At 48.0% G+C, this 11511-nt stretch carries 9 protein-coding genes and 2 riboswitches; all 9 genes read left to right on the forward strand.

Going from position 1 to position 11511, the window contains the following annotated elements; genetic code table 11:
* The first annotated feature begins 151 nt into the window (after positions 1-151).
* Positions 152-2104 (forward strand): methyl-accepting chemotaxis protein, encoded by a 1953-nt coding sequence (locus ALO_RS10280; RefSeq protein ID WP_274428127.1) that lies wholly within the window; start codon positions 152-154, stop codon positions 2102-2104.
* A gap of 168 nt (positions 2105-2272) precedes the next feature.
* A complete protein-coding gene (locus tag ALO_RS10285; protein ID WP_004095417.1) occupies positions 2273-3079 on the forward strand; it encodes a hypothetical protein in 807 nt (268 codons plus the stop codon).
* Positions 3080-3102: 23 nt separating this feature from the next.
* Positions 3103-4227: an ATP-binding protein gene (locus tag ALO_RS10290; RefSeq protein WP_004095419.1), complete on the forward strand. Its 1125-nt coding sequence runs from the start codon at positions 3103-3105 to the stop codon at positions 4225-4227.
* Positions 4228-4232: 5 nt separating this feature from the next.
* Positions 4233-5642, forward strand: a complete 1410-nt coding sequence (locus tag ALO_RS10295) for a vWA domain-containing protein (RefSeq protein WP_004095422.1) — start codon at positions 4233-4235, stop codon at positions 5640-5642.
* 169 nt (positions 5643-5811) lie between these two features.
* A riboswitch (SAM riboswitch) is annotated at positions 5812-5913 on the forward strand.
* A 124-nt stretch (positions 5914-6037) separates the two neighbouring features.
* Positions 6038-6517 carry an ACT domain-containing protein gene (locus ALO_RS10300; RefSeq protein WP_004095426.1) on the forward strand — a complete coding sequence of 160 codons (480 nt, stop codon included), beginning with the start codon at positions 6038-6040 and terminating at the stop codon, positions 6515-6517.
* 180 nt (positions 6518-6697) lie between these two features.
* Positions 6698-7423, forward strand: coding sequence for a hypothetical protein (locus tag ALO_RS10305; protein WP_004095428.1), 726 nt, complete (start codon positions 6698-6700; stop codon positions 7421-7423).
* Positions 7424-7780: 357 nt separating this feature from the next.
* Positions 7781-8035: riboswitch (cobalamin riboswitch) on the forward strand.
* A gap of 105 nt (positions 8036-8140) precedes the next feature.
* A complete protein-coding gene (nikB, locus tag ALO_RS10310; RefSeq protein WP_004095432.1) occupies positions 8141-9079 on the forward strand; it encodes a nickel ABC transporter permease in 939 nt (312 codons plus the stop codon).
* A 6-nt stretch (positions 9080-9085) separates the two neighbouring features.
* Positions 9086-9931 (forward strand): nickel transporter permease, encoded by an 846-nt coding sequence (gene nikC / locus ALO_RS10315; RefSeq protein WP_004095434.1) that lies wholly within the window; start codon positions 9086-9088, stop codon positions 9929-9931.
* Positions 9928-11505 (forward strand): ABC transporter substrate-binding protein, encoded by a 1578-nt coding sequence (locus tag ALO_RS10320; RefSeq protein ID WP_004095436.1) that lies wholly within the window; start codon positions 9928-9930, stop codon positions 11503-11505. Before nikC ends, ALO_RS10320 begins: the two co-directional genes overlap by 4 nt.
* The last annotated feature ends 6 nt before the right edge of the window (positions 11506-11511 follow it).

Raw genomic sequence — 11511 nt, forward strand, 5'->3', positions numbered from 1 at the left:
AGACATCTATGGATGTTTTTCAGACATGCATAGAAAAAAATGAAAGGAAGGTAACCTCTTGAAAACAACCAGTATCCAAACCAAACTCCTAGTATTTATATTACCGTTTTTTATCATTTCTCTCATCTTACTTTCAGGCATTAGCTATTATTTGTCGCATCAAGCGCTATCCCAAAGTGTAAATGAAACAGCGATGTCAGTGGGAGCGGATTACTCTCATCGCGTCCAAGCTGATATGGACAAAATGGTCCTTTCCCTGGAGGGGATAGCAGATATGCCCCAGCTGCAGTCAGGCAATCAGGCGCAAGTCCTGAATGCTGTCGTCCAGGGACATAAGACGCTGGGAACAGCAACCTACGATAATGTGATTTATATCCGCCGAGACGGATTTGGGATACGGTCTGACGGCACCACAGGCCATTTTAATGACCGGGAATATTTCCAAAAGGTGTTGGAGATCAAAGAATCTTACGTATCCAAACCGCTGATTTCAAGAGCTACCGGCAAAGTATCGGTCCTCTTGGCGGCGCCGGTAACGGACGGCGGACAACTGACCGGGGTTCTCGTCACCACAGTCAGTTTAGACCGTTTAAGTTCCTTACTCTCCAACCTGCGCTTTCTTGACACCGGCTACGGTCTCGTTGCGGATCATGAAGGAGTGCTGTTAGCCCATCCTAAAAGGCCTGAGCTTGCCGGCAAACTCAATCTTAATCAGAAGAAAATCAATCCTGAATTAAATTTGGGAGACGCCGAGCTGGACGAACGGATGATAAACCAGTTTGCCGCCGTGGTCAAAACCGGACAGCCGGCTTCCGGCCAGTATGCCTTTCTGGACAATGTCACCCGGCAAGCGGTATATATGCCCATTGAGCTGGCCGGCGGCCAGCGCTGGGTTATGATTGTATCGGCACCGGAGAAAGAAGCTACCAAGGCGACAGATGCTTTAGCCGACACGATGCTGATACTGTCAATCGTGTTTATGATTGGAGCGGCCCTGTCGGTGATATTTATCAGCCGCCGGTTTGCTCAACCGATCATCAGACTGCGGGACGAAGCGCTGCTGTTGGCGGCAGGAGATCTTCGATCCCGGGACAGCCAAATTCGCTCTCGGGATGAAATCGGCCAGTTGGCCCTTGCCTTCCAACAAATGTCGGACAAGTTCCGCAACGTCGTGGTCAAGGTTCAGGCTCAGGCCGACGGAGTAGCAGCCGCCGCCGAGGAATTGACCGCCACCGCCGAAGAGGTCAATGCCACCACCGATGAAGTAGCCAGGAGCATGGCCCATGTCACCGAGAATGCCACTCAAGGCAACGCCGCCGTAGTGGAAGCATCCCAGGCGCTGGTGCACTTGTCCTCTTTGATCCAAATCGCCAAGACCAAAGCCGAATCGGCCGTATCCGAATCCCGCAAAACCCTTCGGGCAGCCACCGTCGGCCAGGAAACGGTGCGGGAAACCGTGACTTGTATGGGATCCATCAGCGAAAAAACCGAGGATACCGCAGCCATTATTTCTGCCTTGAATCAGTACTCCAGCCAAATTGCTTCCATTACCGATACAATTACCGGCATCGCCAATCAAACCAACCTGTTGGCTTTAAACGCGGCCATTGAAGCCGCCCGCGCCGGCGAAGCGGGACGGGGATTCGCCGTGGTGGCGGAAGAAGTCCGCAAGCTGGCCGAACAGTCCAATCAGGGAGCCGGTGAAGTAGCCGCACTGGTTAAGAAAGTGGCCGAAAGCACGCAAGAAGCGGTCGAGGCCATGCATCAAAGCAACTCTGAAATCATCCGGGGTGTAGAGGTAGTCAATAAAGCCGGATCAGCCCTGGATGAAATTGTGACGGCAGTCAATGTGACAGTAGGCGACATCGATAATGTGCTGCAGGTGACCAATGAAGAGGTGGCCAGTTCTGATAAGGTAGTAGATCTGATCAGCCGTCTTGCCGGCGTGATTGAGACCACCGCCGCTCAGGCTGAGGAAGTGGCAGCCTCCACCGAACAGACCTCAGCAGCCATGCAGACAGTTACCGCCAGTACGGAAGAAAGCAGCGCCATGGCCACTGAACTCAAGACCCTGTCCGCGGTCTTCAAAGTGTCGGACAAGTAATCTTTCGCCGTCATACCCTTTCATAACGAAAACAGGCATACTTTACCGGCTTTCGGTAGTATGCCTGTTTTTTGTCGGTAAATTTTATTTCTAACGTCTCGTCGGTATTGTAACAAGGCGCTATTTCGATTAAGATGGAAATATCAGCGGCCTGCGAAGGAGGACCATATGGAACAAGCAAAGCTCATGGAAATCATAAAAAATAATCCTTATGCGTTAGCGTCCATGGATCATCCCACCGAAGAGATGAAGCTGCTGGCCGTTCAAAAAAACGGACTGGCGGTACAGTATATCGACCATCCGACCCGCCAGATGCAGGAATTAGCCATAGCCAACAATCCCCGGGCCATTCAATTTATCGCGAATCCGACCGGAGGGATGATGGTCAAAGCCATCCAGGACGGCTGGAACAACCTGGCCTATATTAAAAACCCGCCGGACTCCCTGATTCAACTAGCCGTCAGTCAGGCCGGCTGGGCGATTCAATATGTCGATCATCCCAGTGAGGAATTGCAGGTATTGGCTGTCAGAAAAAATTTCGACGCCGTCAAATTTATAAAGAAGCCCTGCGCCAGGGCCCAGGAAGAGGCCGTAACAATCAGTTATGAGGCATTGCGCTATATCCCTTCCCCTACCGATCAGGCCCAGCGTATTGCTGTCAGAAAGGACGAGCGGGCCATTCGCCTGATCAATGATTTAGGTAAAAATAAAATACTGGAGTTTCTGCAGATCAATAGTTTAGTCATTAAGTATGTGACAAAAGAAGCGGGTATATCTCAAGGGGAACTGGAGCAAGTGTTAAAGGCGGCATTATCCAATGAAGCCGTTGAAGAAAAATATGTAAGAGACTTTCTAAATTGCAGTGTCATCGATACAAGCAGCGAGTTCTTCCCTCTGGACAAGATCCGGTTTATTGATCAGCACGGCAGCAAGAAGGCCAGGAAAATCGCTGTAGATGAAAAACTAAAGATATAAAATATAAAACGGCAGGAGATACCATGAATTTTATTGATACATTAAAAAGTGTTGATTTAGTACTGGCTACCGGAGAAGTGCCTTTGATCGTCGGAGAAACCGGCGTGGGAAAAACAGCCTTAGCCAAGCAAATCGCCCAGGAGAACCATTGGAGTTTCATTGTGATTGACGGCAATCTTCTGAAAGAAGGGGAAATCGGCGGTCTGCCCACGATAGAATCCTATACCGGCGTAAATCGGCCGGGAGACAGGCCGGAAAAGAAGACCACCGTATATGCCGTACATCATAAGCTGAGAGAAATTGATGAGGCAACAGCCGCCGGCAAAACTGTTCTTTTATTGATCGATGAGATTAATCGCTGTGAACACGCCGTGCAGCAGGAACTGATGAATTTGATATTAAACCGGGAAATCAACGGCTATAAACTGCCTGAAACCGTAAAAATCATTGCCGCCATGAACCCCTCCGGCAAATACGGCGAGGAATTTGATTATCAGGTGGTCGACATGGACGCCGCTCAGGAAAACCGTTTTGTCTGGCTGCCCATGGAACCTGATCCGATGCAGTGGGTAGACTGGGCCATGAATGCCGGCCTTGAGCCCAAGGTGATCGAGTTTATCTCCACTTTTCCGGAATACCTGCATAAAACCAATGAAAATGATATCAAAGCAACGCCAAGAAGCTACGAAAGGATTTCTCACCTTTATAAGGTCTATCAGCAGAAAAAGGATAGCGTACCCCGGCCGGTATTTTTCAATGTCGTCAGGGGCAATGTGGGAAAACTCATCGCTGAAGAACTGGTTCACTTTCTGGAATCCGATTATCGGCCGCTTATTTCGTATGAAGATGTGTTTGCGGGAAGTTCTCTGGCTAAATCGGTGAGTGAAAAAATTAAAACGGAAAGTCATACCCGGCTCTACCTGGCGGCCAAGAATATGCTAAGCCGGTTAGAGACGAATATAAAAGCCGGGGATTATGATCATAGTACGTCGGAGCGACTCATTGAGTTTTTAAAACTATATCCGGTCGATTTAATGGTCGGAATCATGAAAGATATCAAAAACAGTTATAGCGGCGTATACGAATACGCCCTGGAAAATGAAGCTTTTGTCGAAGCCTATTTTGCGGCGTATCGTTCAATCAGGTGATAGGGATGGAAACGTTTGATACACAAGCGCAAAAACTTTATATAAGATCCTATGAACTGGTTCAGGATTTTTTGAGGGCAGCCAGGCAGAACAAGTCTCAGGGGCCTTCTCAGGTTCACATTCCGGCAGATTTTGCAGCCGAGTTTTTCCGCCTTGTCGACAAAGTAAATCTGGGTCTGATGGAAGATAAGGACAACTTCTACGGGTATTTTCTGTTTCAAATGTCCAAGGAAATCCGTTTTGATATCAGCAGCCCCACCGGGGTAAATTTTAAAGCTGCGAAATATGTGATCTATTTTAATCCTGTCATTTTTCTGACTCTTACTCTCAAACAAATGGAAACAACCATTAAGCATGAAATCCTCCATGTCGTATCCCTGCATTTAATCCGGGCCAAAGAACTGCGGGGCAGTTGCAGCGCCTTAGCGATGAATATCGCCATGGATATCACCATCAATACCTACTTGGATTACCTGCCGCCCTATGCTACTACTTTAGAATGGGTCAATTTAAATTACGGATTAAAGCTGCTGCCGTTCGAGACCTTTGAATACTATGCGGCAAAGGTCCAAACCGCTCTGGACCTGCTGGAGGAAGCGGGAGAGGCAACTGAAGACCCCGGCAAAAATCAACCGGCCGAAACCGCCTATGATCCTGAAAAAACCCATGATATTTGGCAAAGGTCCGACCCGGTGGATGAACAAACCCTCCGGGGATTTACCGAAAAAGTGATTGATGCTTCACAAAAAGGCAGTATTCCAGCCTATTTGGAAAGCCTGATATCTTCTTTAAAAAGCAGCAAGGCTGACTTGTCCTGGAATTTGTATCTTCAGAGGTTAATGGGATCGGTGACCAGCAATCCCAAGAAAACGGTTACCCGAAGAAATCGCCGGCAGCCTGACCGCTTGGATTTGCGCGGTGAACTGAAGAGCTATAAAGCCAAAATCGCCGTTGCGCTTGACATCAGCGGCAGCATTAGTGACGAGGAATTTAACCAGGCAGTAAAAGAAGTCCTCAGCATTGTAAAAAACTACAATCACGAAATTTTGATGATAGAATGCGACAGCGAAATCAGACGTGTATATACACTTAAATCCGTCAAGGATATAAAATCCAGAAGCAAAATACGGGGCAGCACCCGGTTTACCCCGGTTTTTGAATTTGCCAACACCAAGAAGCTCAATTTACTAGTGTATTTCACCGACGGCAAAGGAGAAGATGAGCTTCGCGTCAAACCGAAGGGATATAAAACTCTATGGGTTATTTCCGGCAAAGGTGACCGGCTTTCATTAAAAGAAGCCTATGGCGTGGTTAAAAAACTCGATCCGATTGAAATAAAAACGAATGAATGGGATATGATTCAGGTGGAAAAAGGCGGCTATTCAATGAATCATCAGGAGAAAATAGGTATGTAATCTACAAAGTAACGGGCGTATTGCTAATATGCTTCATTGGAAGCTTTACAAATAAAGAGGACTCCTGCCAAACTGCCGAACTTTTGTGTAATACGGCCATAAGGAGAAATTTGCTTGACTCCAGAATATCCGGTATAGTAAGATAATTTTAAATTGCATATTCGAAATTCTCTTATCGAGAGTGGTCGAGGGACTGGCCCGATGACGCCCGGCAACCGGCAGCAATGCAGTGGTGCTAATTCCAGCAGGATTATATCCTGGAAGATGAGAGGAAGGGATGCGCTGACCCCCTTTCTCCAGGGGGTCTTTTTTATGGCAAAAAACAGAGGAGCGCGGTATGCCGATTAAGGCCTCCAGCTACCCTGCAGCAATTATTAGATGAAAAGGAGTTTTCGATGGAGACTGAAGCCATTATCATTATGGACGGAACTCCCCCTGTCCTATCCTGTCAATCCGAAATCACCCAGATAGCAATTCTGGCCAATCATCCGTTCAGCAATCAGGAAATTCAAGCTGTTTTCCAAACGGTGGCTGATCATCAGATCGCTTTACAGCGAATTAACTTGCAAAAGAACCAAATAGTATTTTCTATACCATCTGCAATGACTGGCGCTATTCTGTCTTTACTCCCTAAATTGGAATATCACATAACAACCATCAGTCGTTGCGCGACAATCAATATCTCCGGCGGACAAGTGGACGATGTGCCAAAAATCACAGCAAACATTTTAAAAATGCTGCATTCCATGAGTATCCCGCTTCTCCAATTGAACACTTCCCAAACCTTTATATCGATTTTGATTGAACAATGTCATCTGACAAAGGCAAAAGGCGCTATCGAGGCGCATTGTACCTTTTCGGAAGATCATGGTTGAAACAGTGAAAATAATTGTTCCAGCCTGTCATACCCTTAACTTCAACGCATCAGGAGAACTGTCCTTGATGTTCCTGATTCTCTGTTTAGCTTGTCGTATTTTTGTCATAAACAGGATGTATAATGACTTTGTGAAAGTTTACCAAAGCTTTCTACTAAACAAAAGCTGGAGGTATACCTTATGGTCAGACTGAGAAAATTAGTTTTAGCTGCTTTTTTAGCAGCAAGTCTTAGTGCGGTAAATGTATATGCAAGCAGCGCCGTACCCGCACAGGAACCTGAAACTCAAGAAGCGCAGTCCGAACAGCAGGGACAGGTTAAACTTTTTAAAGCTACATATTCCGAAAATAACAGTGAAGCCTCTATTCCTCAAATAGACGGAATGAAAGATACTGCTCTGCAGGATACAATTAATAATACTCTGAAGATATCCATAATACCACCGAACACTTCTTTAAAAGGTGATTTTGAAGTAACCTTTTATAGCCCAAAACTACTAGGTATTCACTTTCAAGGCGTAACTTCATCCTCCGAAGGCTCCCAACCAAGTAATATTGATAAAACCGTACATATCGATCTAACGACCGGAAAACTATATAAACTTGAAGATCTTTTCAAACCAGTTGATTTTGAAAGGACAATTAAAAAAATCTGCTTAACTAATGACAGCAAACTGCGAATTACGAATACATCCCCATCAATTCAATGGACCTATGAAGATTTTTCCGAAACATGGAATAAAGAAACTGGTTCCTTTGTTCTGCTTAGTGATTCCATAATAGTTTATTCAGTGCAGCCGGAAGGGCTGCGCGGATATAAGATTCCATACGCTGAATTGAAGAGCGTTATTAACCGCAATGGAGCTTTATGGAAGATCCTGCAGGAAGGCACGGTAAACATTAGCTAATCGCTTACAGTGGGGGCTGTCTCTATAGCGGAGGCAGCCCCCACTGTATAATCTTACTTTTTACAGCCGGGCTAACCATCCCTGGATTTCTGGCAAGCTGCTGTTTCAGCCAGCGAAGGAGCAACGCCTGCCATTTCATTCAGGACGGTCTGCCGGATGATACAGCAGCGATCTTCGGCCTGCACTTGTGGCCCGACCGGGCGTTAACATTTTCCTCCGGTAGACCTGTCGGATATCTCAAACATTAAAGGTAAATGATGCATTAACTTTGATCTATAAACAACAATAACAGTGCAAAGCCCTGGACAATAAAGGCTTGACTTTGAACTCGCCTGTATGATATTTTAAATAAAGGTGTAAAAATTAATAGAAAGTTGTCGTTATAAGACCGTGTTTACATGGTCTGTAGCGTAGATGGAATGGGGTTAAACTCCCCGCGCAACCGGCACTGTAAGCGTGAGGCCATACCAAAGCAGCAAAATTTTGCTGTATGGACGAAAGTCCGCCACTGTGAATGCGTTTTATCGCAGCATGGGAAGGTAGGATATGGACGCAGGAAGCAAATGCTTCCCTAACGCAAGTCAGGAGACTTACATCTTTCTTTGTGTACACATGCAGGGTAAATGCATGTGCTGTGCATGCAAAACGGGTATGCCAGTTTTGGGAACAAAATTGGCGTATCTGTTTTTTTATTTAACATGAAAGGAGTGATGGGGTATGCTTAAGCGACAACTGCTGAAGCGGCTTCTTCAAATCGGCATCGTGCTTCTGGGTATTAGCTTCTTAAGTTTTCTGCTCATTTATCTGGCGCCTGGCGATCCGGTGCGGGCCATGTTTGCCGTCACCGGCAATATTCCTCCAGAAGAAATATTGGAAGATATGCGTGAACAAATGGGGCTGAACCGTCCGTTTCTGGTGCAGTATGTAAATTGGCTGATGAACTGCCTGCACGGAGACTTTGGCACTTCTTATTCCCAGGGCAAGCCGGTGTCTCAAATGCTGGCGGTGCGGGTTCTTCCCACATTGCAGCTGGCGTTTTTATCCCTGGTGATGATGATGGTGATGGCGATACCGGCAGGCGTACTATCGGCCTTACATCAAAACCGATTTTTGGACTACTTTATACGGGGAGTTACCTTCTTTGGCATCTCTTTGCCGAACTTCTGGGCAGGACTGCTGCTCATCTATTTTGTGGCGCTTAAGCTGGGATTGCTGCCGGTCGTTTCCACCGGCATGGGACTTCAAAAGATGATTCTGCCGGCCTTTACCCTGGCCTTTGCCATGGCAGGAAAATATGCGCGTCAGGTTCGCGCGGCCATTTTAGAGGAAATGAGCCAGGACTATGTCTATGGAGCCTTGGCAAGAGGACTATCGGAAGCGGTTGTACTGTGGCGGCACATCATCCCCAATGCAATGCTGCCGCTCTTAACGCTGCTGGGTCTGTCCTTAGGTTCGCTGCTCGGCGGCACAGCGGTTGTCGAAGTCATTTTTTCCTACCCGGCGCTGGGCAGCCTGGCCATTAATGCCATTACGTCAATGGACTACCCATTGATTCAAGGATATGTCTTGTGGATTGCCCTGATTTATATGATCGTTAATCTGGCAGTGGATGTTTCTTACGGTTTTCTGGACCCACGCCTCAAGAAGGGAGTATAACCGGCGATGGCGCGGAGCAGATATCAATTTTACATATTTCTAGCCTTTGTGTTATGCATCGTGGCAGTGGCGGTGTTTGCGCCGCAGATTGCCACCCATGATCCGGGACAGGCTGTGTTGACGGCAGCCAACAAACCGCCAAGCAGCGATCACTGGTTTGGAACCGATCGTATGGGGCGGGATTTGTTCTCGCGGGTTATTTATGGTACTCGCACCTCGCTGGCTTCCACTTTGGTCTTAGTGCTAAGCATCTTTACCGTAGGCGGCGGACTCGGGGTTTTGTCCGGGTACATAGGCGGCAAGACCGATACTGTAATCATGCGTGCTTCCGATATGATGGTATCCTTCCCGGGTATGGCGCTTGCCATCGCAATGGCCGGCATCATGGGGCCGAGCATCACCAATGCCGTAATCGCCATCACTATCGTTAGCTGGACCAAGTACGCAAGATTGGCCCGCAGCCTGGTACTAAAAACCAAACATCAGGATTATATTTTAGCTGCCATTATGTCCGGTTCCCGCACGCGGTATATCCTTTGGCGATATATGCTGCCTTCGGTTTTGCCCACCTTAGCCATTGCGGCCGCCACCGATATGGGGGGAATGATGCTGGAGCTTGCCGCCTTCTCGTTCCTGGGTCTGGGCGCACAGTCCACCTCTATTGAGTGGGGATATATGCTCAATGAAGGGCGGGCCTACCTGGAAGCGGCGCCCTGGCTGATGATTTTTCCCGGGCTTGCCATTTTCATTACCGTGGTGGCGTTCAACCTCTTAGGGGACAGCTTGCGGGATATTCTTGACCCGAAGGAGCAAACCAATATTTTCCAGAAAAAAAGGAGAGTAACAACATGAACAAGCAAATCAAAATTGCAGCATTGCTGCTGGTTGTCTGCATCCTGGCTGTCACATTAACGGGCTGCGGCGGCAGTTCACAGCAGGTATCCGCCGAAAATCATCTGAAGTTTGGCTGCTACAATTATTCAGATTCCTTCGATCCGGCAAATAATGAGAATTCCAGTTGGGTCGCGATGCGGTTTGCCGTCACTGAGAGTCTTTTCCGCTTTTCCTCCAAGGTGGTAGCCGAGCCCAATCTGTGCGACAGTTATAAGGCTTCGGACGATTACACCGTCTGGACATTGCATATCCGCAAGGGCGTTAAGTTCTCCAACGGCAACGATGTTACCGCTACCGCCGTCAAGGAGTCTATTGAACGTCTGTACAAAAATACCGATGCCGCCCAGGGCGGCAAAGGCAACTCCAAGCCGAAGGGTTACTTGATTTACAATTCCATTACGGCAGATGACGCAGCCGGAACGGTAACCATCGTGTGCAGTAAGCCTACCTCTAATATTCCCGGCATTCTGTCTCACCCCTATTTCGCCATTATTGATGCGTCTGTGGCCGACCGGGAAATTATCGGGACAGGGCCATATAAGGTGGACAATTTTAAAGCCGGCGTCAGCGTGGAGATGTCCCGCAACCCTCATTACTGGAATGGAGCTGCTCCTTATGAAAAGGTTACGGTTATGTTTATTGACGATAGTTCCACCAAAGCCATGGCCCTGAAGAGCGGCGATGTGGATCTGGTCGAGAACATTACCACCGCCAGCGATTTGAAGGCGCTTTCCGGTGACAATGCCTACTATGTCTCCACTGCGGCAGGCGTGCGTACCGCCAACGCCTATATGAATTTCCGCGGGGTGCTGAAAAATGATGCCTTGCGTCAGGCCATTATGATGGCATTGGATAAACAAACTATGTGCGATATCACGACGGCAGGCATGTACAAACCGGGTATCTCGGTATTGCCTTCCTCCCTGGCATATAATTATGACCAGCTGACCAACCCGTTCCCCTTCAACAAACAGGCGGCTATCGCCCTATTGGACAAGGCCGGCATTGTGGACACAGACGGTGACGGCTGGCGGGAACTTGACGGAAAAATGATCAATCTGGATCATGTTGCCTTTACCAGCCGCAATCTGAACGATTTCGCCGAGGCTGTCGCCCTCCAGCTGGCCGAAATCGGCATTAAGGTAACGGTCAATATCCGGGCTTATGACACTGCCCTGGCCCTGTTAAAGGCAGGAGAGTTCGACCTGTGGACATGCAATACGCTTACCATGGGTGTAGGTGACCCCCAAGCCTTCTTAGGTAACTGGTACTCCGGCAATTCCGGCGGTTTCGGTTATTATTCCAATCCCAAGTATGACGCTATCTTTGAGCAGTTGATGGTAGAGATGGACAAAGATCGCCGGGTGGAGCTCATTACCCAGCTGCAGCAGATTCTGATTGACGATGCCGCTACAATCGCCTACGGCTACTATAACAGCCGGATGTTCAGCCGGGCCAGCAAGGTTTCAGGGGCAGATATTGCCACTATCGACTATTATTGGCTGACCACCGACATCAAGCCTGCAAGGTGATGCTAT

The organism is Acetonema longum DSM 6540 (genome assembly GCF_000219125.1).
In the GTDB taxonomy this organism is placed as follows: Bacteria; Bacillota; Negativicutes; order Sporomusales; family Acetonemataceae; genus Acetonema; species Acetonema longum.

Excerpts from the sequence above, each read along its gene's own strand:
- ALO_RS10305 (WP_004095428.1), top strand. The coding sequence starts at position 6,698 with ATGGTCAGACTGAGAAAATTAGTTTTAGCTGCTTTTTTAGCAGCAAGT.
- ALO_RS10295 (WP_004095422.1), top strand. The coding sequence starts at position 4,233 with ATGGAAACGTTTGATACACAAGCGCAAAAACTTTATATAAGATCCTAT.
- ALO_RS10290 (WP_004095419.1), top strand. The coding sequence starts at position 3,103 with ATGAATTTTATTGATACATTAAAAAGTGTTGATTTAGTACTGGCTACC.
- ALO_RS10320 (WP_004095436.1), top strand. The coding sequence starts at position 9,928 with ATGAACAAGCAAATCAAAATTGCAGCATTGCTGCTGGTTGTCTGCATC.
- nikC (WP_004095434.1), top strand. The coding sequence starts at position 9,086 with ATGGCGCGGAGCAGATATCAATTTTACATATTTCTAGCCTTTGTGTTA.
- ALO_RS10300 (WP_004095426.1), top strand. The coding sequence starts at position 6,038 with ATGGAGACTGAAGCCATTATCATTATGGACGGAACTCCCCCTGTCCTA.
- nikB (WP_004095432.1), top strand. The coding sequence starts at position 8,141 with ATGCTTAAGCGACAACTGCTGAAGCGGCTTCTTCAAATCGGCATCGTG.
- ALO_RS10285 (WP_004095417.1), top strand. The coding sequence starts at position 2,273 with ATGGAACAAGCAAAGCTCATGGAAATCATAAAAAATAATCCTTATGCG.